Origin of the sequence: Curtobacterium sp. MCLR17_007, assembly GCF_003234655.2 — a bacterium.
Classification (GTDB): Bacteria; Actinomycetota; Actinomycetes; order Actinomycetales; family Microbacteriaceae; genus Curtobacterium.
The window spans coordinates 732,101-758,551 of sequence record NZ_CP126271.1 but is presented as its reverse complement, the minus strand read 5'-3'; the positions used below and the strand labels follow the sequence as shown (position 1 = coordinate 758,551).

Sequence of the window (26,451 nt, the reverse complement as noted above, 5' to 3'; positions counted from 1 at the left end):
TCAGTCGCGTGGACGCCCGGACGACGATGGTGATCGGCAGCACCGGTGCGGGCTCAGTCGCGGTCGCGAGCCATCCCCGCCGCGGTGTTGCGGGTGCCGACAGCCACGCCGTGCGGTGCAGCCACCTCGATGCGGTCGAGGTCGTTCGCGGTGAGCACGACGTCGACGGCGGCGGCGTTCTCCTCGACACGGGAAGCCTTGGTGGTCCCGGGGATCGGGACGGTGCCGGCCCGGATCAGCCACGCGAGTGCGAGCTGCGCGGTGGTGACGCCCTTCTCGTCGGCGATGACCGTGAGTGCGTCGACGACGCGCAGGTTCGCGTCGATGGCGTCGTCCGAGAACCTGGGGAGGTCCCGGCGGGCATCACCCTCGGGCAGGTCGTCTCTGCGGGTCACGGTGCCGGACAGGAACCCGCGCCCGAGCGGGGAGAACGGGACGAACCCGATGCCGAGCTCCGAGGCGGTCTCGAGGACGCCGTTGTGCTCGGCATCCCGCTCGAACAGGCTGTACTCGGACTGGATCGCGGTGATCGGGAACGTCGCGTGCGCGCGGCGCAGGGTCTCGGCAGAGGTCTCCGAGACGCCGATGGTGCGGGCCTTGCCGGCGGTGACGGCTTCGCTCATCGCACCGATCGTGTCCTCGATCGGCACGTCGGGGTCTGCGCGGTGCAGGTACCAGAGGTCGACGTGGTCGGTACCGAGATGACCGAGGGACCGGTCGATGGCGCGGCGGGCGTGCTCCGGGGAGCCGTCGAGGCCGATCGGCTGGCCGTCGTCGGTGAAGTCGGTGGCGAACTTCGAGGCGACGACCACCCGGTCCCGGTCGGCGCCGAGGACCCGGCCGAGCAGCTTCTCGTTCTCGAACGGCCCGTACGCCTCCGCCGTGTCGAACAGGGTGATCCCGAGGTCGAGCGCGCGGCGGATGGTCTCGACCGAGCCGGCTTCGGTGGCCCCGCCGTAGAAGGCGCTCATCCCCATGCACCCGAGACCGAGCGCGGACGTGACGAGGCCCTGGGAGCCGAGAGGGATCTGCTGCATGTGCGTTCTCCGTTCACTGCCGGGTCGCCCCGGACGACCCGACTCTCGACCCTGGTGTGCGCACCATGTCAAGTGCAAGACTCGGGTCCGTGCTGCTCCCGGAGGTCCACGTCGACGAGCCCGTCACGATCAGCGTCGCCGCGGACCTGCTCGGCGTCACCGTCGACACGATCCGCTACTACGAGAAGGAAGGCATCACGCCCGCCCCCGATCGCGGTCCGGACGGGTGGCGTCGGTACGACACGGCCGCGCTGAGCTGGCTCGCCGGCACGGTGATGCTCCGCGGGACGGGGATGAGCGTCCACGAGATGCGCGAGTACGCCGCCGCGTACCGCGCCGGCGCGGACGACGCCGAGCGTCTCGCGCTCCTCGAACAGCACCACGCGACCGTTCTCGAACGGCAGGCCGAAGTTCAGCGGCACCTGGCCGCACTGGAACGGAAGATCGCCGCGTACCGCCAGGCCGTCGCCTCAGGTGGTCCGGAGGCGACGTCAGCACGGTGACACCGCGTGAGCCGATGGACGGGGTCCGATGAGCACGGGGGGTGGAGCTGACCGGCCGCGGCCGCCGACGGCCATCCGGTCGCTAGCGCAGGTCCCGGTGCCGCACGGCGATCGCCGCGAGCAGACCCAGCGTGGCGGCGACCAGCACCAGGACGATCGTCTGCCAGACGTGCGCCGCACCGTCAGGCGCCTGCGGGACGACCGCGAACGGTGATGCCAGGAGCGCGTCCGCCGGCAGCAGGCGGAACTCCACCGCGAACTCCAGCGCTTGGAACGCAGCCACGACCGTGTACGCGACCACCGCCGCCGCGCGCGGGATGACCGCCAGGAGCACCGCCCCCAGCGTGATGAACACCCACGGCGCCGGCGATCGCAGGACACCGGCGGCGGCTGTCGGAGCGAAGCGTCCAGGGAACGTGCCCAGCGACGCGATCGCGATCCCCAGCCCGAAGGCCAGCAGGACGATCGCCGCGCCGAGCACTGCCGCGGCGACGTGGGCGAGCAGCCAGCGGTCGCGCCCGACGGGGCGGGACAACACTGCTTCTGCGCGCCCGGACGCGACCTCGCCGCGCAGTCGCAGGACCACCTGGAGGCCGAGGACCGTCGCGAAGAGCGGTGCGAGGTACAGGGCGACGTCGACGAGCCCGGAGCCGCTGCCCGCTCCGCTCCCGAGCGCGAGCTCGACCTGCGTGTCGACGGTCGTGGCGACGCCGCCGATCAGGACCCCCACGACGAGTGCGCCGACGCCCCACCCGAGGATCGTCCCCCGGGTGGTCCGCAGGGCGAGCGACACCGGGCCGCGCAGCGATCTCCCCGCCCGAGCGGGGCCGGTGCGCTCCGCGACCATCCCGGCGCCCAGGTCCCGGCCCGCGGCGACCCGGACGGCCACGGCTGCCAGGAGTGCGGCCAGCGCCAGCGCCGGCAACAGCATGGCGGCGTCGTCGGCGGCGAAGGGACGGACGGCGGAGATCCAGCCGAACGGCGAGAGCCAGAAGGCGTCTCCGCCCATGACGTCACCGGCGCCGCGCAGCAGGAAGCTGGCTGCCACGACGGCGATCGCGACACCCGTGGCTCCGCGGGCCGTCCGCATGAGCTGCCCGGTCAGCGCCGCGAGCGACGCTCCGAGCAGGCCGGTCATCGTGATCTGCGCGCCGGCGAGTGTCGAGCCCAGGACACCGGCACCGGTACCGATGAACCCCGAGGTCACGATGGCCCCGGCGAGCAGGGAGCCCGCAGCCGTGACGACGAGCACCGCCACGAGCGGCGCGGCACGTCCGATCGCCGCCGATCCCGACAGCTCGCTGGTCCCGTCCTCCTCGGTCGCCCGGGTGTTCCGGACGACGGTGGACACCGACGCGAGGCTGATGAAGATCGTCGCAGCACCGAGGATCCGCCACAGTTCGACGCCCCCGGGATCGACGCTGGCGACGGGCCCGATGATGAACAACTCCCCGGCGCTGCGGTTGACGGAGGACGCGAGCGCCTCTCGGCTCGCCAGTGTCGGGTACGTCGAGGCGATCCCTGCGGCCACCAGGAGCGCCAGCAGCGCGGTCAGCACGTACCAGGCGGCTCCGTGCACACGTTCTCGACGGAGCACGAGGTGGAGGGACGACCGGAGTCCCGTGACGGCGTTCACGCGCTCGCGACCGGTCGGTTCTCCGCACCGCTGGCACGGTCGTACCAGTGCAGGAAGAGGTCCTCCAGTGTCGGCGGGGCGACGCTGAGCGTCTCGATGCCGGCCGCTGCGAGACGGGTCATGACCTCGTCGAGACGCGTCGTGGTCAGGGTGACCCGGAGTCCGTCGATGCGGACGTCCGTCACCCCGGGGGTCGCTTCCAGACCGACGGGAGGGCGGGCGAGGGTCGCAGTGACGACCGTCGACGCGTGCCCGCGCAGCTCCCCGAGGGTGCCGGTGTCGACCACCCTGCCGTCCCGGACGACGCTGACACGGTCACAGAGCTGCTCCACCTCCGACAGGATGTGGCTGGAGAGCAGGACCGTCCGTCCGGCGGCGCGGGCCTCGCGCACGCAGTCCTTGAACACCGCCTCCATCAGCGGGTCGAGTCCCGAGGTGGGCTCGTCGAGGACCAGCAGGTCGGTCGTGACGCTCAGCGCCGAGATCAGACCCACCTTCTGACGGTTCCCCTTGGAGTACGTGCGCGATCGCTTCCTGGGATCGAGGTCGAAGCGCTCGACCAGCTCGTCACGCTTCGCCCGGTCCTCACCACCGTGCATGCGGGCGAGGAGGTCGATGACTTCCCCTCCCGTCAGGTTCGGCCACAGACTGACGTCCCCGGGCACGTACGCCAGGCGGGCTCGGACCACCGGGGCAGACGACCACGGGTCCTTCCCGAAGACCCGCGCCCGGCCGCCGTCGGCGTGCAGCATCCCGAGCAGCACCCGGATGATCGTGGACTTGCCCGCACCGTTCGGCCCCAGCAGTCCGTGCACCTCGCCCTGCCGGACCGAGAGGGTCACGCCGTCGAGCGCCCGGACGCGGCCGAAGGACTTGGTGATCCCGTCCAGCTCGACGATGTCGGTCATGGTCGCGACAGTACACGCTATTCATGAAGTTCGTGAATTCTGTGTAGTGCATGTACCGTCGTCGCATGGGATGCACCGAGGTCCACCGTGGCTGACGACAACGACAGGTTCGTCGAACGGTTCGCCGACGTGCTCGCCCGCTCCGGGTGGCCGCGGATGTCAGCGCGGATCTTCGCGAGCCTGATGGCGACGGCGGGCGGGGTCTCCACTGCGGCGGAGCTGTCGGCAGCCCTCGGCGTCGGAGCGTCGGCCGTCTCGAACGGGGCGAAGATGCTGCGGTCGCTCAGCCTGGTCGACGTGACCCGCCAGAACGATCGGCAGATCGCGTACGAGGTGCGCCCCGACGCCTGGATGGAGGCCGTCGCGCACCAAGACAACGCGCTGCGCGACCTCGAGGGCATCCTGACGGACGGCGCGCGGACGGCCAGCGACTCCAGGACGTCGGCCCGTCTCCTCGAGACGGCCGACTTCTTCGCCTTCCTGCGCGCAGAGCTCCCGCAGATCGTCACGCGCTGGCGGCAGACCCGGCAGCAGTGACGGGGACCACGCCGTCGAGCGCGTCGGGGGCCGACAGACGGGAGGCCCGGTGCCAGCTGGCACCGGGCCTCCCGTCCGTCACGCGGTTCAGTTGAAGCTGAACACCTGCGGCGCCTGGTTGTTGCAGTCGTAGAGCTGCAGCGGCGTCGTGTTCGCGGTGTTGCCCGACGGGACGTCGAGGCAGCGACCGGACTGCGGGTTGAGCACGGAGCCGTTCGCCTGCGGCACCCACTGCTGGCCACCGACGCCGTTGCACGTGTACAGCTCCAGATGCGTGCCGTTCGCGGTGGCGTTGCCGTCGATGTCCAGGCACCGACCGAGCGTCCGGATCGTGTGGTCGGCGGCGTTGTAGGCCCACTGCTGGTCCGTCGTCTGCTCGTCGGTCAGCAGCGTCTGGCAGTCGTAGACCTGGACCTGCTGGCCGTTCTGCTGCAGGTCGTTGCCGGCCACGTCGACGCACTTCGCCCCGATCGTCCTGATCGGGACCGCGGCGACGAACCGCTGCGCCTGGTTGCCGTTGCAGTCGTAGATCTGCAGCGCGGTGCCGTTCGCGGTGTTGCCCGACGGGTCGTCGAGGCAGCGTCCGGACTGCGGGTTCTTGATCGACCCGTCCGGCTGCACGATCCACTGCTGGCCGCCGGCGCCGTTGCAGTCGTAGAGCTCGACGTGCGTGCCGTTCGCCGTGCCGTTGCCGTTGACGTCGAGGCAGCGTCCGAGCGTGCTCAGGGTGTGCGCGCCGTAGACGTTGCCGAGCCAGTGCTGGTCGGCGGCGAGCGTCTTGCAGTCGTACAGCTGCACGACCGCGGTGTTGCCACCGGTGTCGTCACCGTCGACGTCGACGCACTTGCCGCCGGGGCCAGTGATCGCCGCACCCGGGCCGCCGCCGGTCGAGACGCCCTGGTAGTTCTGCGCGACGACGTTCGCCTGCACGGCGTTGTCGGCCGCGTCGGAGGAGTAGCCGGTGGTCATGACGCCCTCGAAGAAGGACTGGGTGCCGCGGTTCGAGTTGTCCCCGCCGGCGCCGAGCACGATCGAGCCCTCGAGCTTCATCGGCGTGTAGCCCTGGCCGTCGCCGTCCTTGTCGGTCGGCAGCGCCCCTTCGTACCACTTCGACAGCGAGCCGGACTGCGCGTTCCCGCCCTTGAGCGCGAAGTTCGCGACGCCGTCGTTCTTGAGCAGCGCGGTCACGAACTTCGACGTGTTGCCGGTGTTCGCGGTGTTGATCGCGGTCTTGCCCTCGTAGACGCCGTTCTCCAGGTCTGCCTGCACCCACGGACCGCGTCCGGCGCTGCCCGTGCCGTTGAGCATCGACAGGTTGAGGGCGTCCATGTGCCCCTTGCCGGTGTCCTTCGACTGGGTCTCGACGTTGCCGAAGTCGGAACAGCAGCCGTGGTTCACGTTCGTGCCGCTGGCGACCTCGTACATCGACTCCGGGCTGGCGCCGCGCGCCGTGCCCTTGGCGACCGTGCTCGAGATCCGGTAGGCCACCTGCTGCGGCATGTAGATGCCGTAAGCCTTGTGCCCGGCCACCGTGACCGGCAGCGCACCGGCGTCGGCCGCGTGGTTCGCCGGACCGGCGTCCCCGGCCCCGGCGACCGTCAGGTCGTTGTGGTTGGACGTCTGGTCGTAGATCTTCGGGATGGTGCACGTCGTGCCGGAGCAGAACGAGTCCTGCGCGGCGGCGTTGGCGTACCCGCCGGCGGTGAGCAGCCCGACGTTGGTGGTCGCACCGTCCGAGGCGCGCTGCACCTGGTACAGCGGCCCGTTGTACGACGAGGACAGCGCCCGGGTGGAGCTGTACGCGGCGACACACGCGGTGCCGGCGCCGGCGTAGGTGTCGCAGGGGCCGTTGGTGGCGGCGGCGGCGCTGCCCACGCCGGTCGTCGCTGCGAAGAGGCTCCCGGTGACGAGAGCCAGGGCGCCGAGTGCCGCGGCGACGATGCGCCGAGGTCTCGAGATCGATCCGATGTGCATGTGCGGTTCCTTCCGAGCGTCGTTGCTTGGGGACGTGGTCGACCGTCGGCACCGTGGGAACCTGATCGGCCCCTCATCTGCTTAATCGATTAACCACGACCAGCATACCGCGGACCCACGTCAGGGTGTGAGCCCACGACAGCGCCGACCGGACAGCGTCCGCCGGTGAGGACACCGACCAGGAGGCCCACGGTGCGCACCCGGACTCGTCTCGGCATCGGAGTGGCTGCGGTCGCCGTCGTGGTCGGCGCGGTGGTGGTCGTGAACGTCCGCGGGCCCTCCGGCGCATCGGCTCCGCTGCCGGCCGACGGCGCCTCGGCACGCACCGTCGCCGCAGCGTTCCTCGACGCGGCGGTGCGGCACGACTGCGGATCACTGCGATCGCTGTCGCGTCCCGACGACACGCGCTGGTGTCCGGCGAGCCTCTGGGAGCGGTGGCAGGGCGACGACCCGCGCATGACGTCGTGGCGGCGGCTCCGCCCCGGGTCTGACACGAGCGACGCCGAACGGTGCTTCATGTTCGAGATGCGCGAATCCGGCGTGACGGGCATGGAACCCGGCACGGCGACGTGGGGGCTGTGCCTGCACCGTGCCGCTGGGACCTGGCGGGTGGCCGAGGAGGGCGTCGGCTGAGGTCAGCCGCGCACCACGTTCCTCGGACGTGCCCCGGGCCGCCGCGCCGCGATACCGCCTGATCCACGGCGTCCCGACGCGACGACCCGGGTGTCAGTCGGCCGTCCAGGTGACGACACGCGGATCCGCCAGCCCGATCTCGTGCACCGGCCCGGTCACGCGCAGCACCGCGCGGTCCGTGGCCGAGCCGGCCACGGGCGCTGCGACCGCCGCGTCACCGACCGCGACGATCCCGCCGGAGTCGAGCGGGCCTCCCGGTCGGGACGCCGCCGCGTGCGACGCGACCCAGACCTGGACGTCCCCCGGCTCGACGACCCGGCGCAGGTCACGGCCGCTGAAGGCGAACCGCTGCACCGGCACGGTGAAGCACACCCGGCGGGACTCCCCCGCGGGGACCTCGACCCGCGCGTACCCGAGCAGCTGGACGACCGGACGGGTGACGCTGGCGTGCACGTCGTGGCCGTAGAGCTGCACGACGTCGGCGCCGTCGCGCGAGCCGGCGTTCCGGACCGTGACCGTCGCGGTGAACGTGCCGTCGGTGGTGACGGCGTCGTCGACGCCCAGGTCCTCGTACGCGAACGACGTGTACGACAGGCCGAAGCCGAACGGCCGGACCGGTGTCGAGTCTGCGGCGGTGACGTCCGAGGGGCCGCCGAGCCGCGGGTGCAGGTACGTGTACGGCTGCGCGCCGGCTGCCCGCGGCAGTGAGACGGGCAGACGACCGGACGGCTCCGCCGCACCGGTGAGCAGGTCGGCGATCGCGAGTCCCCCGCCCTCGCCCGGGAAGAACGCCTGGACGACCGCGGACGGACGGGGACCGGGTCCGTCGAGCGCCCAGCCGATCGCGTACGGACGGCCCGTGAGCAGGACCATCACGGTCGGGGTGCCGGTGGCGACGACGGCCTCGACCAGCTCGCGCTGCACGCCGGGCAGGTCGAGCGAGGCGGTGTCGTTGCCCTCGCCGACGGTGCCGCGGCCGAACAGCCCGGCCTGGTCGCCCACGACGACCACGGCGACGTCCGCGTCCCGCGCGGCCGCCACGGCCGCCGGGATGCGCGAGCGGTCGTCGCCCTCGACGGCACAGCCGACCGCGGACGAGATGGCTTCGCCGAGGGTCTGCTGCAGCGCCTCGAGCACGGTCGGGATCGCGAAGCCGAGCGGCAGGTCGGGGTGGGTCGCGAGCACGTGGTTCGCGAACGAGTAGCAGCCCTGCAGGGCCTCGGGGCGGTGGGCGTTCGGGCCGATCACCGCCACCGAGGTCTGCGGGCCCGCATCCGCCGAGGCGGTCGCGGCGTCGCGGCCCCGCAGGGGCAGGACACCGTCGTTCGACAGCAGCACGAGCGACTCGGCGGCCAGTCGGCGCGCCAGGTCCCGGTGCTCCGCGGTGTCCAGGTCGATGCCGGTGGGGGCGTCGTCCTCGAACACGGCCGGGTCGAGCAGCCCAAGCCGTTCCTTCTGCCGCAGGACCCGCAGCACGGCGCGGTCGACGAGCGCCTCGTCGACGATGCCTGTGCGGACGCGGTCGACCAGCGGCGCCAGGTAGGCGTCCCCGGTCGGCAGCTCGACGTCGATGCCGGCGGTGAGCGCCATCGCGGCGGCCTCGCCCCGGTCGGCGGCGATGCCGTGCATGACCTCGAGGAACGCGACGGAGAAGTAGTCGGCGACGACCGTGCCGTCGAAGCCCAGCTGGTCCCGCAGCACCCCGGTCAGCAGGTCGACGTTGGCCGCGACGGGCACCCCGTCGATCTCGGCGTAGGAGTTCATCACCGACCGGGCACCGCCGTCGAGCAGGGCCATCGCGAACGGGGGCAGGAAGACGTCGGAGAGCTCTCGTGCCCCGGCGTGCACGGGCGCGTGGTTGCGCCCGGCCTGCGACGCCGAGTACCCCAGGAAGTGCTTGAGCGTCGCGTCGACACCCGCTCCCTGCAGGCCGCGCACGTACGCGGTGCCGACCGTGCCCACCAGGTAGGGGTCCTCGCCGATGCACTCGTCGACCCGCCCCCAACGCGGGTCGCGGACCACGTCGAGCACGGGGGCCAGTCCCTGGTGGATGCCGAGCTGCCGCATCGACCGGCCGATGACGGCACCGACCTGTTCGACGAGCTCCGGGTCGAACGCCGCCCCCCACGCCAGCGGCGTCGGGAACGTGGCGGCCTTCCACGCCGCCAGACCGGTCAGGCACTCCTCGTGCACGAGCGCCGGGATCCCCAGCCGGGTCTCCCGCTTCAGGCGACGCTGCTCGGTCCACAGCCACGCGGCGCGCTCGTCGGGTTCGACGGGACGAGTGCCGTAGACGCGGGTGAACTGGCCGATGCCGTGGCGGGTGATCTCGGGCAGGGTGCCGTCGGGTGCCGCCGCCATCTCACCCTGCATGGGCGCGACGACCCCGTTCTGGTCGAGCCAGTAGCCGACGAGCTGCGCCGTCTTCTCCTCGAGCGTCATGGACGCCAGCAGGGCGCTGGCACGGTCGGACGGGAGGCCCGGTGCGGCCCCGCCACGCGCCTCCGGTCCGTTGACGGTTGCGGTGGCCGACGTCGTCGACGCGGGTCGGGCCTCCGGTCCGCCGGTGGGCGGTGCCGCGCCCTCGAGCGTGCTCATCCCTTCACCGCACCGGTCAGACCACCGACGATGCGACGCTGGAACACCGCGAAGAACGCCAGCGCCGGGATCATCGACAACGAGGTGAACGCCAGGACGCGGGCCGTGTCGACGGAGTACTGCGACGAGAACGCCTGCACCCCGAGCGGCAGCGTGTAGGCCGATGCGTCGTTGAGGATGAACAGCGGCAGGATGTAGCTGTTCCAGCTGCCGATGAACGCCAGGATGCCGGTCGTGACGACGCCGGGCAGCGACAGCGGCACGACCATCCGGAAGAAGAACCCGAGGCGACTCGCGCCGTCGATGGACGCCGCCTCCTCGAGTTCGTCGGGGATCGCCTTGAGGAACGGCACCAGGATGATGACCGTCGTCGGCAGACCGAACGCGATCTGCGGCAGGATCACCCCGGCCAGGCTGTTCGTCAGACCGAGGTCCTTGACGAGCAGGTACAGCGGGGTGATCGCGACCGTGATCGGGAACATCAGGCCGGCGGCGAACAGCGCGTACAGCGCACCGCTGCCACGGAACCGGTAGCGGGCGAGCACGAAGCTCACCATCAGGCCGAGCACGACCACGCCGACCGTGGTGGTGACACCCGCGATCAGCGAGTTGCCGAGCTGCTGCCAGAAGACCCCGCTGCCGAGCACCTCGGCGTAGTTCGCGAAGTTCCACGGTGCGGGCAGACCGGCCGGGCTCGCGGTGATCTGCGCGTTGGTCCGGAACCCGCCGAGCACGATGTACGCGACGGGACCGATGCAGACCGCGATGAACAGCAGCGCGATGAAGTACGTGCCGAGGTTCCGCTCGCGGCGGACTGGCCCGTCGCTCGGCCGCTTGTGGCCGCGCCGGGGAGCGACGATCGATGCGGTGGCGGTCATCGTGTGGCCTTCTCGGTGAGTGCGCCGGCGGTGTCGCGACGCAGGACGAACCGCTGGTAGACGAGTGCGATCACCAGCGAGATGAGGAAGATCACCACGGCGACGGCGTTGCCGTACCCGTAGTTGCCGGAGTTGCGGCCGTTCGCGACCATGTAGGTCGCCATGGTCGAGGTCCCGGCGGTCGAGGCGATGTACTGCCCCCAGATGATGTAGACGAGGTCGAAGAGCTGCAGCGACCCGATGATCGACAGGAAGGCCCAGATGCGCAGCGTCGGTCCGAGGAGCGGCAGCGTGATGCGCCGCTGGATCTGCCAGTAGCCGGCGCCGTCGAGCTGTGCCGCCTCGAACAGCTCCTCGGGGATGCTCTGCAGCCCGGCCAGGAACAGGATCACCGCGAAGCCGATGTACTTCCACGAGATGATCGCCAGGAGCGTCCAGATCGCGATGTCCGGGTTCGAGAGCCAGTCGTTGCGCAGGGCCCCCAGCCCGAGCGTCTGCAGGAGGTCGTTGGCGGCCCCGCTGCTCGAGAGCATCAGGCTCCACCCGGTGCCGACGATCACCTCGGAGATGACGTAGGGCACGAAGATGAGCACGCGGATCAGTCCGCGGCCCCGGATGCGCTGGTTGAGCAGCAGCGCGAGGATGATCGCGATCGGCCCCTGCACCAGCAGCGACCCGATGACGATGAAGGCGTTGTGCCACAGCACGCCCCGGAAGTCGGGGTCGGTGAAGATGATCTTGTAGTTGTCGAGCCCGACGAAGTCGGTCGGGGTCCCGTAGCCCTGCCACTTGTAGAAGCCGTAGTAGGCGGCCAGCACCACGGGCAGGATGACGAACCCGACGAACATGATCGTCGCGGGTCCGGCGAGCAGGGCGATCTCGACCCGCTTGCGGACGTCGGCGACCGGCTTCGCGCGCGGCCGCCCGGCCGGGGCCGACGACGATGTGCCGTCGGCCCCGGTCAGGTCCTTCCCCGCGTCCGTCTGCTCACCGGAGCGGGACGGACGGGGGGCGACTGAGGTGGCCATCGTGCGGGTCAGCCCTTCGCCGCGGCCTGGTTGACCGTCTTGACGATGTCGGACACGTCACCCTTGCCGGCGAGCAGGTTGACGACGCTGGTGTTGAGCGCGTTGCCGACGTTCTGGCCGTACAGGGTGTCGAGGTAGTTCGACACGAACGGGGCCTTGTTGTAGGACTCGAGCACCGTCTTGAGGTAGGGCTCGGTGACGACCGACTGCGCCGACTCGTTCGCCGGGATCGCGTTGAACGCCTTGTAGTAGGCCTCCTGCACGGGCTTCTCGGTCATGTAGTTGAGGAACGCCGTGCACTCCTTCTTCGGGGCCTTCGCCGAGCAGGAGTACCCGTCGACCGCGCCCATCATCGAGCCGGGCGCACCCTTGCCGCCGGAGACCTCCGGGAAGGGGAAGAAGCCGAGGTCGGACAGCGGCTTGCCGTCCGGGGTGAGCGAGGAGATCACACCCGGGTCCCACGCGCCCATGAGCTCCATGGCGGCCTTGTGGTTGGCGACGAGGCCCGCCGAGCTACCGGCGCCCTGCTGTGCCGCGGTGGTGAGGTAGCCGTCGTTGAAGGGCTTCGTGGCGAAGAAGTCCTTCGTGTTCTCGCCGGCGGTCTTCCAGCAGCTGTCCGTGAACTTCAGGTCCTTCGCGGCCCCGTTCAGCACCTTCTCGCTGCAGGCACGCAGCGCGAAGTTGTAGTACCAGTGCGCTGCGGGCCAGGCGTCCTTCGCCCCGACGGCCACTGGCTGGATGCCCGCGTCCTTGAGCTTGGTGATGTCCGCGTTCAGCTCGTCCATCGTCGTGGGCGTGCCCTCGATGCCGGCCTGCTTGAACAGGTCCTGGCTGTACCAGACGCCCTCGGGGTTCACGTCGACCGGCATGGCGTAGGTCTTGCCGTCGAGCTCGTAGCCCTTGAACGCGCCGGCGCTGACCTCGCTCTTGGCGTTCTTGCCGATCGAGCTCGTGATGTCCATGAGCTGGCCGGCCTGCGCCATGGCGTTCATCTTGCCGCCGCCCCGCTGCAGGAACACGTCGGGGGCGGACCCGGAGTTGAGCGCGGTCTGGAGCTTGCCGTCCAGGTCCTCGTTCTGAATGGCCTGGATCTTGATGGTCACGTTCGGGTTGGCCTTCTCGAACGACTTGACCGTGCTCTCCCAGAAGGCCTTGCCGGGCCCCGTGGTCGAGTTGTGCCAGAAGGTCATCGAGACCTTCCCGTTGCTGTCTGCGGCGTTGCCGCCGGCGGAACAGCCCGCTGCCGTGAGTGCGGTGGCCCCGATCAGCGCGATGGCTGCTGCGGCCCGGATCTTCCTCGTCATCGTGGAACTCCTCGGTGTCGTCGTCGTTGACAAGTGCGACATCGAGTGCCGCGTGCTGAGAGCGTGCCAGGTGCTCCTGCCGCTTGTCAATCGATATCGATAACGTTATCGAAGCGCGATCCGCAGAACGAGATCGGGCCGGTGCGGCGGTACGGTGTGCACATGGAGACCGCTGTCGGCGCGCAGCCGGGGCCCGGCCGGGTGACGATCGCCGACGTCGCGCGCGCCGCGGGCGTCTCGATCCCGACCGTGTCCAAGGTGATCAACAACCGGGACGGTGTCGCACCGGCGACGATGCTGCGGGTGCAGGAGGTCGTCGCGCGCCTGGGCTTCGAGACCTCGCTCGTCGCACGCAGTCTGCGCAGCACCCGGACCAACGTGATCGGGATCCTGGTCCCCGAGTTCGAGCCGTTCTCCACCGAGCTGCTCCGTGGTGTCTCGAGCGCCGCGACGGGCACCGGGTACGAGCTGCTGGCCTACGCCGGCCTGGTCACCGGCGCCAGTCAGCCCGGGTGGGAGCGACGATCGCTGTCGCGGCTCTCCGGCACGCTCATCGACGGGGCCATCGTCGTGACGCCCACGACGGCGCTGTCCAGCTCGTCGATCCCCGTCGTCGCGATCGACCCGCACACCGGCCCCGAGGGACACGCCACGGTCGACACCGACAACGCTGGCGGAGCACGCAGCGCCGTCGAGCACCTCGTCGCGCTCGGCCACCGGCGCATCGCCCACATCCACGGACGCGCCGACCTGGCCAGCGCCCAGCTCCGCGAGGCCGGGTACCGCGAGGCCCTGGCCGCGGCCGGCATCCCCGTCGACGAGGACCTGGTCCGCGCGGGCGACTACCAGGAGGACCAGGCCACCGCCGTCGCGCGCGAGCTCCTGACGATCCCGAGCCGTCCGACCGCGGTGTTCGCCGCGAACGACTCGTCGGCCTTCGGCGTGCTGCACGCCGCCGCACAGCTCGGTCTCCGGGTGCCGGAGGACCTGTCCGTGGTGGGCTTCGACGACGTGCCGCAGGCGTCGACGACCACCCCGCCGCTCACCACGGTCGCCCAACCGCTGGCCGAGCTCGGTGCCGCCGCGGTGGACATGCTGCTCGCCATGCTGCGCGGCGAGCCGGGGCCCGACCATGTGCGGATGACGACCGACCTGCGGGTGCGCCACAGCACCGGGCCCGCGCCGTCCTGAGGCGTGCCCTCAGCGGCGCAACGTCTGCTTGGGGTACTCCCCGAACCGGTCGAGGTACACGGCCGAGAACCGCCCCAGGTGCGCGAAGCCCCACCGTCGGGCCACGTCGCCGACGGTGACCTCCTGCGGGTCGAGTTGCAGGAGTTCCTGTCGGACCCGGTCGAGCCGCACCTCGCGCACGTAGGTCAGCGGTGAGACGCCGAGCACCCGCGCGAAGGACTCCTGCACGCTCCGCACGCTCAGCCCGGACACGGCGGACAGGTCGGCCACGGCCACCGGCTCGCGGACGTGGGCGTGCACGTGCTCGACCATCGCGCGGAGTCGGGCGTTCTTCGGCAGCGACAGCGCCGCGGGCAGCGAGTCCACGTGGGGCGGGAACAGCCCGAGGAACGCCTCGACCGCCGCACGCTTGGCCGCCGCCCAGCTCGACGACTCGACGCCGTCACGGAGCGCCCGCGAGAGCGCCCCGAGCGCGTCGTGCCACCGGCCGAGCGCTGGCTCGTCCCCCGCCACGGGCTGGTCGAACCGCAGCGGTCCGTCACCGAGTTCGTAGCGTTCGGCAGCGACCTCGCGGACGAGGTCCCGGTGCAGGTGCACCAGGCGCTGGTCGTGGTCGGTAGCGATGAACGCGAACGCCTGCTCGGTGGGGAACAGGGTCGGCTCGTCCGGGCGCAGCTCGATGCGTTCACCCGCGACGTCGATGGCACCCACCCCGTCCGTCACCCACTGCACGACGTAGTGCTCGCCGGGCTCGATGACGCCGCGAACGAACCCCGTCACGCGCGACCGCCGGACGGTGACCTGGCTGTCACCCACCGCGGTGTACCGGTAGGAGAACTGCTCACCGGTGCGCCGGGCGAGCCACTGCCGGCCGGCGTCGACCGCGACGAGGTCACGAGCAGCCGCCTCGGGGTCACGGCCCGCCACCTCGAGCCGGATCAGGTCGGGCAGCGGCGCCGCCAGTGCGTCGGCGTCGCTCATGCTGTCGCCGACCGGGCGGACATCCGCTGTGCGCACCCGTCCTCGTTATCTGGATACGCTGTCCAGGAGCGCCCGGCGTGCCGTTCCCTGCGTCCACCCGGCCCCCGCCCATCCAGTCCCGTTCCGTTGCGCCCCCAGGAGGTGATCGCGTGTCCGTCAGCGACACCGACCTCGACCTCGACGCCGCGCTCGGCCGTCTGGACGCCGCCATGGCGTCGCTCCGCCACCGCCTCCGCGAGCACATGGGCGTCTCGGGCATCGATCTGAGCATCGTGCAGTTCGTGTCGCGCTCCGAGTCCGGGGGTCGTCCGGTCCGGGTCAAGGACCTGTCGTCGCACCTCGGCATCACCGGACCGGCCGTGACCAACGCCGTCGATCGCCTGGAGCGCGCGGGGCACCTGCAGCGCAAGCCGAACCCCGACGACGGGCGCAGTCGGTTGATCGAGCTCACCGACGACAGCCGCACGAAGTACCACGCCGCGATGGACAGCACGAACGAACACCTGCACGACCTGATGGCCTCCTTCTCGGATCGCGACAAGGCCAGGTTCGTGCGGATCATCGACCGCGTCATCGATGCACTCGACGGCGGCGCACCCGGCCTCTGAGGCAGATTATTGTGCCGGGACGACCGAGCCGAACTATTGTCCACGGAGCGCAACCGGGTAATACTTCTACCTAAATCGGCGCCTGCCGACGTCGTCCGCCGTACGTTCTCAAGGGGGTGGGAACACCGGGGAGACATCAGGACGGAGGACTGCCATGAGCAACTACGACACCGAACCGGGCATCGAACCGGTCCGCATCACGACGTTCCGGCGGATGCGCCGCAAGTGGAAGTTCGGCGAGCAGCCGACCGAGGACCAGACCGTCTTCGACGACCTGTTCACGAAGACCACGCGCCAGGGCTGAGACCCGGCCACACACGGACAGGAGGCACGGTGCCAGCGGGCACCGTGCCTCCTGTCTGTCCGGTGGTCGCGTCCGCCGTCCGCTGGTCGCGTCCGCCGTCCGCTGGTCGCGTCCGCCGTCCGGGGGTCGCGTCCGCCGTCAGGCGGTCGCCGACGCCCCGGCGGACACCGGTGCCGTGGACTCTGCGACGCGGAGCACGCACGGCAGCAGGAAGTGCGGCAGCTCGACGGAGGTGCCGTCGAGCTGGTCGATGAGGGCGTCGGCGGCCCGGGTGCCGAGCGCACGGCCGGGCGCGACCATCGTCGACAGTCGGGGGTAGTGCTGGTCGCCGGCGGCACCGGACGAGGCGACGCTGAGCACCGAGACGTCCTCGGGGACGCGGCGCCCGGCGGCGTACAGGCCGACGAGCAGCCCCGCCGACGAATCGTCCTTCATGATGAGCACGGCCGTGACGTCGGGGTCGGCCTCGAGCAGCCGGCGGGCGGCGTCGCGACCGCCCTCGCTGCCACCTTCTGCGTAGACGACGGACCCCTGGAAGCCGCGCGCGGACATGGCCTGCTCGAACGTGTCCTCGACGCGTCGGTGCGGGGCGTAGCCGGCCATCGGCGTGCCGTCGAGGTCCTCGAGGACGAGCCCGAACCGGCGGTGCCCGAGTTCGGCGAGGTGGTCGATGCTGCGCTCGATCGTGGTCTCGAAGTCGATGTCGACGTACGGCAGGCCGCTGCTGTCCCGCGTGCGGCCGATGAGCGTGAAGGGGACGTCGAGCTCGGTCAGGACGGCGACGCGCGGGTCGTCCATCCGCACCTCCATCAGGATCACGCCGTCGACCAGGCCGCCGGAGACCAGGTCGTGGAGGTCGTCACCAGCAGGGTCGACGGGCCAGAGGACCAGGTGGTACCCGCGCTCGGACGCACGCTCGGCAGCCGCCATGAAGAACTCGGACGTGGTCGGGCTGAACCGGTTGCCCGTCGTCGGGAACAGCAGCGCGATGATCCGGGTGCGCCGACTGGCCAGCGCTCGGGCCACGACGTTGTTGCGGAACTTCAGCTCGCGCATGGCCGCGGTGACGCGGGCCTTGGTCTTCGGGGTGACGTACTTCGTGCCGTTGACGACGAAGGAGACGGTGGCGATCGAGACACCGGCGCGGTCGGCGACCTGCTGCATCGTGGCCATGGCGACTCCTGCTCAAGACGGGCCCGCTCGAGATCCCGATCGGACCGAGCACGATCAGCCTAGCGCTGTCCGGTCGCAGAAAAGCGCTTTACAAGCAAAGCGCTTATCTGTTAGCTTCTCGCCCCAGGAGCACTGCGACGACGACGTCGAACGGACTCGTCGGCGCGTGCGTACCCCCAGCACCCGCCCAAGAGAAGAGCTCTGCAATGAAGCACAAGTTCACTTCCACGTCGCGCCGGATGCGTGCGCTCGTCGGCGCCGTCGCCGTCGTCGCCACCATCCCGCTGGTCCTCACCGGTTGTTCCGGTTCGGGCTCCGCATCCTCGGGCTCCGGCTCGAAGAACCTCACGATCGAGGACTACTACGCGGCCAACTACAACCCGATCTACAAGCAGTGCGCCACGACCGTCGGCGCGAAGCTGACCATCAACCACGTCGCCGGCGCCGGTCTCATCGCGAAGGTGCTGCAGCAGGCATCGTCGAAGACCCTCCCCGACGTGCTCATGCTCGACAACCCCGACGTGCAGCAGATCGCGTCCTCCGGCGCACTGTCCGACCTCGGCGACTACAAGCTGGACGCTTCGGGCGACGTCCCCGGCGTCAAGGCGGCGAACACCTACAAGGGCAAGCTCTACGGCCTGCAGCCCGCCACGAACTCCATCGCGCTCTACTACAACAAGAAGCTGCTCAGCGACGCCGGCGTCACCCCGCCCAAGACCTGGGACGAGCTGCAGGCCGCGGCGAAGAAGCTCACCAGCGGCTCGACCTACGGGTTCGCGATGAGCAACATCAACACGTACGAGGGCACCTGGCAGTTCCTGCCGATGTTCTGGTCGAACGGCGGCAACGAGAAGAACATCGACACCGAGAAGGCGACGCAGGCGCTGGAGTTCGTGAAGAGCCTGCAGGACGACGGCTCGATGTCGAAGAGCTCGATCAACTGGGCCCAGGCCGACGTGAACAACCAGTTCCTCGCCGGCAAGGCCGCGATGATGATCAACGGTCCGTGGCAGCTCCCGCTCCTGAACGCCAAGAAGGGCCTGGAGTTCGACTCCGTCCCGATCCCGACCCGCACCGGGTCCGAGACCGTCGCCCCGCTCGGCGGCGAGGCGTTCACCGTCCCGCAGACCGGCAACAAGGACACGATGGCGCTCGCCGGCAAGTTCGTCGGCTGCCTGAACTCCGTGAAGATGCAGAAGGTCATCGCCGGCGTCACCGGCAACGTCCCGACGAACATCGAGGCCGGCGCCGCATGGGCGTCCGACCACCCGCAGGTCGCCTCGTTCGTCACCACGGTGAAGACGGCCCGCGCCCGCACCGGTGAGCTCGGACCCGACTGGCCCAAGGCCGCGACGAAGATCTACACCGCCGTCCAGCTCGCCCTGACCGGCAAGGCCGACCCCGCGGACGCGCTCAAGCAGGCGCAGTCGCAAGAGCAGTAGCACCCGGGGAGCCGGCCACTCGGCCGGCTCCCTCCCGCGTGGAGGAAAGGACCCCCGGCGTGAGCGCCTCGACCCAGACACGACCACGGACGACCCTGCCCGTGGTGACACCCCGACCCGGGCAGCGACGTGCCCGGTTCCGATCCGGCATGACCCGATGGCTCTTCGTGGTGCCGGCGGCGATCTTCGTGATCGTGTTCTTCGGCTACCCGGTGGTCAAGAACATCATCATGTCCTTCCAGGACTACACGACCGCGACCTTCTTCACGGGCGAAGCGCCCTGGGTCGGCCTCGGCAACTACATCCAGGTGTTCCAGAGCGCGGTGTTCACCACCAGCATCGTGAACACCGCCCTGTTCACCGCCGGCTCGATCATCCTGCAGTTCATCATCGGCCTGGCCCTCGCGCTGTTCTTCCGGCGGCACTTCCCGCTGTCGGGCTTCCTGCGCGGCCTGCTGCTGTTGCCGTGGCTGCTCCCCCTCATCGCGTCGAGCGCGGTGTGGAAGTGGCTGCTCGACCAGGACAGCGGCGCCCTGAACCAGCTGCTCGGCGTCGTCGGCATCGCCCCGGTCCCGTGGCTGGTCAGCCCGAGCCTGGCGCTCATCGCCGTCATCGGCGTCAACGTCTGGCTCGGCATCCCGTTCAACACGACGATCCTCTACAGCGGGCTGCAGTCCGTGCCCCCGGAGCTCTACGAAGCGGCGTCCCTCGACGGCGCCACCGGCTGGAAGGCCTTCTGGCACATCACCTGGCCCAGCATCCGGAGCGTGGTCAGCGTCGTGATCGTGCTCGGGGTCGTCTACACACTGAAGGTCGTGGACATCATCCTCGGCCTGACCGGCGGCGGCCCCGCGAACTCGACGCAGACCCTCGCCACGAACGCCTACCACCAGTCGTTCATCAACTTCCAGTTCGGCATCGGAGCCGCGGTCAGCAACGTGCTCATCGTCGTCTCGTTCGTCTTCGCCATGATCTACCTGGCCATCTCCCGGAAGGCGGTCGACGAATGAGCGTCGGCATCGCGAACCAGACCGTCACCGCCACCCGTGCGCTCACCACGAGGCGGACCGCCAAAGCCCCCCGCCCGCGCGGGACCGTCAAGGGCATCCCGTTCACGATCCTCGGGTGCCTGTTCCTGGCGATCATGATCTTCCCCGTCTACTGGATGGTGAACACGAGCCTGCAGGCCACCTCGGGCGCCGCCACCGCGACGTGGTTCCCCTGGAGCCCGACCTTCGCCGGGTACGAGGCCGCGTTCGCCCAGCAGGGGCAGAACTTCGTCACGAGCATGGTGATCGGGCTCGGCACCGTCGTGCTGACGCTCGTCATCGCGACCCCGGCCGCCTACGGACTGGCCCGGTTCAAGATGCGCGGCACCGGCGTGTTCATGCTCGTGCTGCTCATCACGCAGATGATCCCCGCGATCGTCATCGCGAACGCGCTGTACACGCTGTTCAACAACGTCGGCCTGCTCAACAGCTACATCGGCCTGATCCTCGCGGACAGCGCCGTGCAGGTGCCCTTCGCGATCCTGCTGATGCGTGCCTTCATGGAGTCGATCCCGCCGAGCCTGGTCGAAGCGGCCCTGGTCGACGGCGCCAGCGACTTCCGGGCGTTCGTGTCCATCGTCGTGCCGATCAGCCGCAACGCGATCGTCACCGCGGCGCTGTTCACCTTCCTCGGCGCCTGGGGTGATTTCCTCATCGCGCTGACCCTGACCTCGACGACCGCCGTCCGCCCGATCACGCTCGGCATCTACAACTACATCGGCTCGAACGTGACCGACTGGGGGCCAGTCATGGCGACGTCGGTCCTGGCGTCCCTGCCGGCCGCAGTCCTGCTGATCTTCGCCCAGAAGTACATCGCTGCCGGCGCACTCGGCGGCGCAGTCAAGTGACCGTCGCGCCACAACCACCCACGAACGACCCTGTCCAGGGGAGAAAGCCGAACGTCATGAGCGACACCACCTCCACCCCGCTGCGCATCACCGTCTGGGGCGAGAACGTCCACGAGCAGGTCGAGCAGCACGTCGCCGAGCGCTACCCCGAGGGCATGCACGGCGCGATCGCGGACGGCATCCGCGAGAACCTGCCCGACGCCGTCGTCCGCACGGCGACGATGCAGGAACCGGAGCACGGCCTGACCGACGAGGTCCTCAGCCAGACCGACGTCCTGACCTGGTGGGGGCACGCGGCGCACGCCGACGTCGACGACGCCGTGGTCGACCGGGTGCACAAGCACGTGCTCTCCGGGATGGGCCTGGTCGTCCTGCACTCCGGCCACTGGTCGAAGATCTTCGGCAAGCTGATGGGCACGACGTGCACCCTCCGCTGGCGCAGCGAGCACGACCAGGAGCTCGTCTGGACGGTGAACCCGCAGCACCCGATCACCCGCGGCGTGCCGAACCCGATCGTGATCCCCGAGCAGGAGATGTACGGCGAGTACTTCGACGTCCCCACCCCCGACGAGCTCGTGTTCATCTCGGGCTTCACCGGCGGTGAGGTCTTCCGCAGCGGCATGACCTACCGCCGCGGCTTCGGGAAGATCTTCTTCTTCTCGCCGGGTGACCAGGACTTCCCCGTGTACCACCACAAGGACGTGCGTCGGGTGATCGCGAACGCCACCGAGTGGGCCCGTCCGGAGCGCGAGCGCGAGATCCCGACGCTCCGCCGCTACGACCTGGGCGAGTACTTCGAAGGCCAGCACTACCGCGGCCCGTTCGACGACGCGCCGGTCGACGAACAGGACGACCACGCCGACCACGACGGCCAGGACACGCACGAGCCGGCAGGGGCACAGGCATGACGCTCCGCGTGGTCCAGGTCGGCGCCGGCGGGATGGGCCGCGCATGGCTCAGCACCGTCGCCGCGAGCCAGGACGTCGAGCTCGTCGGCATCGTCGACCTCGACCTCGACGTGGCCCGAGCGGGTGCCGAGCTGGCGGGCGACCCGTCGATCCCGGTCGGCCGCAGCCTGACGGAGCTGGCCGCCGAGACGGGTGCACAGGCGGTGCTCGACATCACCGTGCCGGTCGCGCACCACCCGATCACGATGGAGGCCCTGCACGCCGGCCTCCCCGTCCTCGGCGAGAAGCCCGCCGCGCAGACCGTCGCCGAGGCGCTCTCGCTCGCCGCCGCCGCCGAGGCCACCGGGCAGCTGTTCATGGTGTCCCAGTCCCGCCGGTACAACGACCACCTGGTCGCGTTCCGGCAGCACCTGCGCGACCTCGGCGACCTCGGCACGCTGAGCACCCGGTTCGCCAAGGCCCCGCACTTCGGCGGCTTCCGCGAGGAGATGGACGACGTCCTGCTGCTCGACATGGCGATCCACCCGTTCGACTCCGCTCGGTACCTGCTCGAGCGGGACCCGGTGTCGGTCTACTGCGAGTCGTACAACCCCTCGTGGTCGTGGTACCGCGGGGACGCGGCGGCCGCGGCGGTCTTCACCTTCGAGGACGACATCCGGTACGTCTACGACGGCTCGTGGTGCGCTCCCGGAGCGGAGACCTCGTGGAACGGCGACTGGCGGGCCTCCGGGTCGGCTGGAGCGGCACTCTGGGACGGCGACCACGAGCCGACGAGCGACCTCGACGGCACACCGGGCTCCCCCGCTGACGCCCCGGGCGTCGGTGCCGAGATCGCGGGGGCGCTCGCGTCCTTCGTCCGTGCGCTCGACGCCGGCACCACCCCGGACGGCGAGGTCCACGGCAACGTCATGAGCCTGGCCATGGTCGAGGCCGCGATCGCATCGACCCGGTCCGGCACGCGCATCGTCATCGACGAGGTCCTCGAGCGCGCGCACGCGAGTGCCCTCGATGCCGAGCGGGACGACGCGGCGCGCGAGCGCCTTGCGAGCTGGGGCTCCGTGCGGAGCGCGCTGTCCGCGACGGTGACGACCGCCGGCTGACCCCGCACCGCGGAACGGACGGGAGGCCCGGTGCCAGCTGGCACCGGGCCTCCCGTCCGTCACGTGGTGGGGCAGGACGGGACTGCCCCACCCTGTGTCGCCAGGTTCCGCAATCGCGGCATCTCGGCCGCTCGAGCCGGTCACCTCGGCAACCAGCGCACAACTGATCGGCGAGTCGTGGAACCTCGAGACGGGCATGCTCCGGACCAACCCCGCACCGTGCGCTCAGCGCCGGCGGACCGCCGCCCGCAGCACCGCGTCGGCGCGGTCGTTCATCCGGCCGAGCAGCGCGGCCAGGGTGCGCAGGTCGTCGTCGGCGAACTCCCCCACGACGTCGGCGAACGTCTCGTCCCCGTGCGCGTCGAGCTGGTCGAGCAGCGCACGGCCGGCCGGGGCGAGCTCGAGCAGGCTGGCCCGACCGTCCTCCGGGTCGGGTGCCGTGCCGAGGTGGCCGGCTGCGACGAGCGACGCGACGCGACGACTCACCACGGGGCGCGACAGCCCGGTCACCTCGGCCACGACCGTCGCACGCACCGGCCCGAGGCGCTCGACGGCGCGGACGAGCACCCGGGCGGTGGGGTCGAGGCCGCCGCGGTCCTCGATGAGCACCGACCGCAGGGCCTGGCGCACCCAGAGCCGGTCGAGCTGCTGTCGGAGTGCTCGCTCGGAGTCGGCGCGGTCCTCGGTCACGCTGCCAGCCTACGGCGATCATTTAGTTGCTTGCCGGAAGCACATGGTGTAACTTTGCAGTCACTGCAAGGTCGAGAACGGCGCCGGCTCCCACCCCACGGGTCCGCGCGACGGCGTGTCCGGTCTCCCGAGCAGCCGCCCCACCGATCGAACCGAAGGAACCCATGTCAACCGCCACCGCACCGGTCCAGGTGCAGCGCGGGCGTCACGACGCCTCCGCAGCCGGCACTCCCGGCTCCGGGCAGCCGCTCATGACGCACCGCCAGATCCTGCTCGTCATCTACGGCCTGATGGCGGGCATGTTCCTGTCCTCGCTCGGCCAGACCGTGTTCGGCACCGCCATCCGCACGATCGGCGACGACCTGCACGGGCTCGACCAGCAGGCCTGGGTCACGACGGCGTACCTGATCACGTCGACCATCGCGACGCCGATCTACGGCAAGCTCTCCGACGTCTTCGGACGCCGGCCGCTCTACATCTTCGGCATCGTCGTGTTCATCCTGGGCGCGGTGCTGTCGTCGATGTCCACCTCGATGCTCATGCTCGCCGGGTTCCGCGCGGTGCAGGGCATCGGTGCGGGCGCGCTGATGTCGCTGCCGCTCGCGATCATGGGCGACATCCTCGCGCCGCGCGAACGTGCCAAGTACCAGGGGTACTTCCTGGCCGTCTTCGGCATCTCGAGCGTCATCGGCCCGCTCATCGGCGGGCTGCTCGCCGGCACCAGCGAGATCCTGTTCATCACCGGTTGGCGCTGGGTCCTGCTGATCAACGTGCCGATCGGCATCGCCGCGCTCGTCATGGTGATCGTGTTCCTGCACCTGCCGAAGGTGCACGACAAGACCGACAAGCCCAAGGTCGACTGGTGGGGCGCGACCGCCGTCATCGTCACACTCGTGCCGCTGCTGCTCGTCGCCGAGCAGGGCCGCACCTGGGGCTGGGGCTCCCCGTCCGCCATTGCCTGCTACGTCATCGGTGTCGTCGGCCTGGTCACGCTGCTCGTGGTCGAGTCGAAGATGGGCGACGCCGCGATCATCCCGCTCAAGCTGTTCCGCTCGGGCACGTTCTCGATGGCCACGGTCATCGGCTTCCTGGTCGGCTTCGCGATGTTCGGCGCCATGCTGACCATCCCGCTGTACCTGCAGATCGTCGTCGGGCTCAGCCCGACCCAGTCCGGCTTCGCCACGCTGCCGCTCGTCGGTGGGCTGATGATCGCGTCGATCACCTCCGGGCAGATCGTCGCCCGGGTCGGTCGCTACCGGGTCTTCCCCGTCATCGGCACGTTCCTGGTCTCGGTCGGCTACGTCGTCCTGACCTTCATGTCCATCGACAAGCCGCTCTGGTTCTTGATGATCGGCATGTTCCTGATCGGTCTGGGACTCGGCTCGGTCATGCAGTCACTGACCCTGGCGTCGCAGGGCTCCGTCGAGGCGCGGGACATGGGCGTCGCGACGTCGTCCGCCACGTTCTTCCGCCAGATCGGTGGCACGCTCGGCACCGCTGTCCTGCTGTCGATCCTGTTCTCGGTGATGCCCGCGAACATCCTCAGTGCGACGGCCGACAAGGGCACCCTGTCCGACGGGCTCGACGCGGCGCTCAACCCGACGGTCGCCAGCGCCCAGCGCAACCAGGGCGTCATCGACAAGATCTGGAAGCCGATCACCGCGCCCGTCCAGCAGCAGGTCGCCGAAGGACTGGCCGACGCCACCACCGACGCGAAGCAGGCCGCCGACGAGGCCGTCACCCAGCAGGTGACCACCGCGGTCCAGGCGCAGGTCGCCGCCGGGACCGTTCCCGCAGCGGCAGCGCAGACGGTCATCGACCAGCAGGTCGCCGCGGCCACCCCGGCCGCCGAGGCCAGCGCCCTGCAGACGGTCGCGTCGCAGGCCCACGCCACCGTGCAGGACGGCGCGCTCGTCGTCGACTGGTCGAACGCCTCCGACCGGCAGTACTACGTCGACCAGGCCGTGCCGTCGATCGTCGACAGGCTCCAGCAGCAGTCCTCGGACAGTGGTTCCAGCGCATCGAGCACGAACGACACGTCGTTCCTGACCGGCGCGGACGCCCGCCTGACCCGTCCGTTCATGGCCGGCTTCAACGCCTCGTCCGTCACGATCTACTGGGTCGGACTCGGCGTCATCCTGCTGGCGTTCGTGCTGAGCTGGTTCTTCAAGGTGCCGCCGCTGCGCGCACGGTCGGCGCTGCAGGAGCGTGCTGACCTGTCCGCCGAGGCGCAGCTGGAGGCCGAGGCCGGCATGGCAGCAGCCGAGGCCGGGTCGTTCACCGGACCGATGACCGGCTCCACGCCGACCGTTCGGCGGTGACCCGGTGACCCCCGTCGAGACGCCCGTCGAACTGGACGGCTCCTGCACGCTGCGCGAACGGAAGAAGCAGCAGACCCGGCACGCCATCCACGACGCAGCCGCCCGGCTGATCGGGGAGCAGGGCCTCGGCGGGGTCACCGTGGAGCAGATCTGCGCCGAGGCGGACGTCTCCCCGCGGACCTTCTTCAACTACTTCCCGTCGAAGGCCGACGCGGCGCTCGGGTTCCCGCCCGGGTCCGTCCCGCCGACGGTCCGCACGCGGTTCCTGGCGTCGACGGGCGCGCTCGTGCCGGACCTGTGCGAGCTCGTTGCGCACACCGTGGCGCTGCCACAGGACCGGGACCGCGCACGCGAACTGGTGCGGCGTCATCCCGAGGTCATGCCCTCCATGCTCGACTGGATGGCAGCGACGCGCAGCGCGGTGATCGAGGTCGCCGCCGAGCGCACCGACCAGCAGACGGCACGCACCGCGGTCACGCTCGTGATGGCGGCGCTCGTGGAGCTGGCGCACCGCACGACGGTCGCCGACGGCGCCGAGCTGGCGGCGGTGTTGCGCGACGTGGTCACCGAGATGGGTGCGATGACGCGCTGAGCGCGACCACCTGCGGACGGGAGGCTCGGTGTCAGCTGGCACCGGGCCTCCCGTCCGTCGCGTGTTGCGTCAGCGCATCCCGCCGCACCTTGCCTGGTGCGGCGTCAGCCGCGTGGTGCGAGGCAACAGGCGCGCACCGCGCCGTCAACCCGGCACCGTCCGCCAACCTCGCACCGTGCGCGACCGCGCTCGCCCTGTGCACGTGGTG

General features: G+C 70.5%; 24 protein-coding genes. 13 read left to right on the top strand and 11 right to left on the bottom strand.

What is annotated here, in order from left to right:
- Positions 1 to 53: 53 nt before the first annotated feature.
- A complete protein-coding gene (locus DEJ13_RS03710; RefSeq protein ID WP_111106858.1) occupies positions 54 to 1,037 on the bottom strand; it encodes an aldo/keto reductase in 984 nt (327 codons plus the stop codon).
- 89 nt (positions 1,038 to 1,126) lie between these two features.
- Between DEJ13_RS03710 and DEJ13_RS03705 the strand changes: the two genes are divergently transcribed.
- Positions 1,127 to 1,540: a MerR family transcriptional regulator gene (locus tag DEJ13_RS03705; RefSeq protein WP_181437023.1), complete on the top strand. Its 414-nt coding sequence runs from the start codon at positions 1,127 to 1,129 to the stop codon at positions 1,538 to 1,540.
- Between the two features lie 82 nt (positions 1,541 to 1,622).
- On the opposite strand, the gene DEJ13_RS03700 is transcribed toward DEJ13_RS03705, so the two are convergent.
- Together DEJ13_RS03700 and DEJ13_RS03695 are read right to left on the bottom strand one after the other, a co-directional pair.
- Positions 1,623 to 3,176 carry an ABC transporter permease gene (locus tag DEJ13_RS03700; RefSeq protein WP_111106856.1) on the bottom strand — a complete coding sequence of 518 codons (1,554 nt, stop codon included), beginning with the start codon at positions 3,174 to 3,176 and terminating at the stop codon, positions 1,623 to 1,625.
- The gene (locus DEJ13_RS03695; protein WP_111106855.1) at positions 3,173 to 4,084 is read right to left on the bottom strand and encodes an ABC transporter ATP-binding protein; all 912 of its coding nucleotides are present in this window, start codon (positions 4,082 to 4,084) and stop codon (positions 3,173 to 3,175) included. The genes DEJ13_RS03700 and DEJ13_RS03695 overlap by 4 nt, the downstream gene beginning before the upstream one ends.
- 87 nt (positions 4,085 to 4,171) lie before the next feature.
- Between DEJ13_RS03695 and DEJ13_RS03690 the strand changes: the two genes are divergently transcribed.
- On the top strand, positions 4,172 to 4,621 hold the full coding sequence (locus DEJ13_RS03690; protein ID WP_111106854.1) for a GbsR/MarR family transcriptional regulator: 450 nt from the start codon (positions 4,172 to 4,174) through the stop codon (positions 4,619 to 4,621).
- Between the two features lie 87 nt (positions 4,622 to 4,708).
- Here the strand turns inward: DEJ13_RS03690 and DEJ13_RS03685 are convergent, their stop codons facing one another.
- On the bottom strand, positions 4,709 to 6,595 hold the full coding sequence (locus DEJ13_RS03685; protein WP_111106853.1) for an arabinofuranosidase catalytic domain-containing protein: 1,887 nt from the start codon (positions 6,593 to 6,595) through the stop codon (positions 4,709 to 4,711).
- Between the two features lie 192 nt (positions 6,596 to 6,787).
- Here DEJ13_RS03685 and DEJ13_RS03680 point away from each other — a divergent pair, with 192 nt between their 5' ends.
- Entirely contained in the window at positions 6,788 to 7,228 is a 441-nt protein-coding gene (locus DEJ13_RS03680) for a hypothetical protein (protein WP_146245232.1), read from the top strand.
- Between the two features lie 93 nt (positions 7,229 to 7,321).
- Here DEJ13_RS03680 and DEJ13_RS03675 read toward each other — a convergent pair whose 3' ends face one another.
- From DEJ13_RS03675 to DEJ13_RS03660, 4 genes are read right to left on the bottom strand one after another with little or no spacing between them, the layout of a single operon-like run.
- A complete protein-coding gene (locus DEJ13_RS03675; protein ID WP_111106851.1) occupies positions 7,322 to 9,826 on the bottom strand; it encodes a beta-xylosidase/alpha-l-arabinosidase in 2,505 nt (834 codons plus the stop codon).
- Entirely contained in the window at positions 9,823 to 10,704 is an 882-nt protein-coding gene (locus tag DEJ13_RS03670; protein WP_111106850.1) for a carbohydrate ABC transporter permease, read from the bottom strand. The genes DEJ13_RS03675 and DEJ13_RS03670 overlap by 4 nt, the downstream gene beginning before the upstream one ends.
- A complete protein-coding gene (locus DEJ13_RS03665) occupies positions 10,701 to 11,732 on the bottom strand; it encodes a carbohydrate ABC transporter permease (RefSeq protein ID WP_111106849.1) in 1,032 nt (343 codons plus the stop codon). Before DEJ13_RS03665 ends, DEJ13_RS03670 begins: the two co-directional genes overlap by 4 nt.
- 8 nt (positions 11,733 to 11,740) lie before the next feature.
- Positions 11,741 to 13,036, bottom strand: a complete 1,296-nt coding sequence (locus tag DEJ13_RS03660; protein ID WP_111106848.1) for an ABC transporter substrate-binding protein — start codon at positions 13,034 to 13,036, stop codon at positions 11,741 to 11,743.
- Between the two features lie 162 nt (positions 13,037 to 13,198).
- On the opposite strand from DEJ13_RS03660, the gene DEJ13_RS03655 reads away from it, so the two are divergent.
- Complete coding sequence (locus tag DEJ13_RS03655) at positions 13,199 to 14,227, top strand: LacI family DNA-binding transcriptional regulator (protein WP_111106847.1); 1,029 nt, start codon at positions 13,199 to 13,201, stop codon at positions 14,225 to 14,227.
- A 9-nt stretch (positions 14,228 to 14,236) separates the two neighbouring features.
- Here DEJ13_RS03655 and DEJ13_RS03650 read toward each other — a convergent pair whose 3' ends face one another.
- Positions 14,237 to 15,208, bottom strand: coding sequence for an AraC family transcriptional regulator (locus tag DEJ13_RS03650; RefSeq protein ID WP_146245231.1), 972 nt, complete (start codon positions 15,206 to 15,208; stop codon positions 14,237 to 14,239).
- Between the two features lie 149 nt (positions 15,209 to 15,357).
- On the opposite strand from DEJ13_RS03650, the gene DEJ13_RS03645 reads away from it, so the two are divergent.
- Both DEJ13_RS03645 and DEJ13_RS03640 read left to right on the top strand, forming a co-directional pair.
- The gene (locus tag DEJ13_RS03645) at positions 15,358 to 15,816 is read left to right on the top strand and encodes a MarR family winged helix-turn-helix transcriptional regulator (protein WP_111106845.1); all 459 of its coding nucleotides are present in this window, start codon (positions 15,358 to 15,360) and stop codon (positions 15,814 to 15,816) included.
- Positions 15,817 to 15,970: 154 nt separating this feature from the next.
- Positions 15,971 to 16,120 carry a hypothetical protein gene (locus tag DEJ13_RS03640; protein ID WP_156463586.1) on the top strand — a complete coding sequence of 50 codons (150 nt, stop codon included), beginning with the start codon at positions 15,971 to 15,973 and terminating at the stop codon, positions 16,118 to 16,120.
- 138 nt (positions 16,121 to 16,258) lie between these two features.
- Here the strand turns inward: DEJ13_RS03640 and DEJ13_RS03635 are convergent, their stop codons facing one another.
- Positions 16,259 to 17,293 carry a LacI family DNA-binding transcriptional regulator gene (locus DEJ13_RS03635; RefSeq protein ID WP_258374091.1) on the bottom strand — a complete coding sequence of 345 codons (1,035 nt, stop codon included), beginning with the start codon at positions 17,291 to 17,293 and terminating at the stop codon, positions 16,259 to 16,261.
- 206 nt (positions 17,294 to 17,499) lie between these two features.
- Between DEJ13_RS03635 and DEJ13_RS03630 the strand changes: the two genes are divergently transcribed.
- The 5 genes from DEJ13_RS03630 (at position 17,500) to DEJ13_RS03610 (ending at position 22,640) form a co-directional block, all read left to right on the top strand.
- Positions 17,500 to 18,735 (top strand): sugar ABC transporter substrate-binding protein, encoded by a 1,236-nt coding sequence (locus DEJ13_RS03630; protein ID WP_258374090.1) that lies wholly within the window; start codon positions 17,500 to 17,502, stop codon positions 18,733 to 18,735.
- 149 nt (positions 18,736 to 18,884) lie between these two features.
- Positions 18,885 to 19,745: a carbohydrate ABC transporter permease gene (locus tag DEJ13_RS03625; protein ID WP_056122636.1), complete on the top strand. Its 861-nt coding sequence runs from the start codon at positions 18,885 to 18,887 to the stop codon at positions 19,743 to 19,745.
- Positions 19,742 to 20,632: a carbohydrate ABC transporter permease gene (locus DEJ13_RS03620; RefSeq protein ID WP_056122640.1), complete on the top strand. Its 891-nt coding sequence runs from the start codon at positions 19,742 to 19,744 to the stop codon at positions 20,630 to 20,632. Before DEJ13_RS03625 ends, DEJ13_RS03620 begins: the two co-directional genes overlap by 4 nt.
- A 56-nt stretch (positions 20,633 to 20,688) precedes the next feature.
- Positions 20,689 to 21,540 carry a ThuA domain-containing protein gene (locus DEJ13_RS03615; protein ID WP_258374089.1) on the top strand — a complete coding sequence of 284 codons (852 nt, stop codon included), beginning with the start codon at positions 20,689 to 20,691 and terminating at the stop codon, positions 21,538 to 21,540.
- Entirely contained in the window at positions 21,537 to 22,640 is a 1,104-nt protein-coding gene (locus DEJ13_RS03610; RefSeq protein ID WP_111106843.1) for a Gfo/Idh/MocA family protein, read from the top strand. Before DEJ13_RS03615 ends, DEJ13_RS03610 begins: the two co-directional genes overlap by 4 nt.
- Before the next feature lie 225 nt (positions 22,641 to 22,865).
- Here the strand turns inward: DEJ13_RS03610 and DEJ13_RS03605 are convergent, their stop codons facing one another.
- A complete protein-coding gene (locus DEJ13_RS03605; protein ID WP_111106842.1) occupies positions 22,866 to 23,330 on the bottom strand; it encodes a MarR family winged helix-turn-helix transcriptional regulator in 465 nt (154 codons plus the stop codon).
- A gap of 164 nt (positions 23,331 to 23,494) precedes the next feature.
- Between DEJ13_RS03605 and DEJ13_RS03600 the strand changes: the two genes are divergently transcribed.
- Together DEJ13_RS03600 and DEJ13_RS03595 are read left to right on the top strand one after the other, a co-directional pair.
- Entirely contained in the window at positions 23,495 to 25,651 is a 2,157-nt protein-coding gene (locus DEJ13_RS03600) for an MDR family MFS transporter (RefSeq protein ID WP_181437022.1), read from the top strand.
- A 4-nt stretch (positions 25,652 to 25,655) separates the two neighbouring features.
- Positions 25,656 to 26,243 carry a TetR/AcrR family transcriptional regulator gene (locus tag DEJ13_RS03595; protein WP_111106841.1) on the top strand — a complete coding sequence of 196 codons (588 nt, stop codon included), beginning with the start codon at positions 25,656 to 25,658 and terminating at the stop codon, positions 26,241 to 26,243.
- Positions 26,244 to 26,451 lie beyond the last annotated feature (208 nt).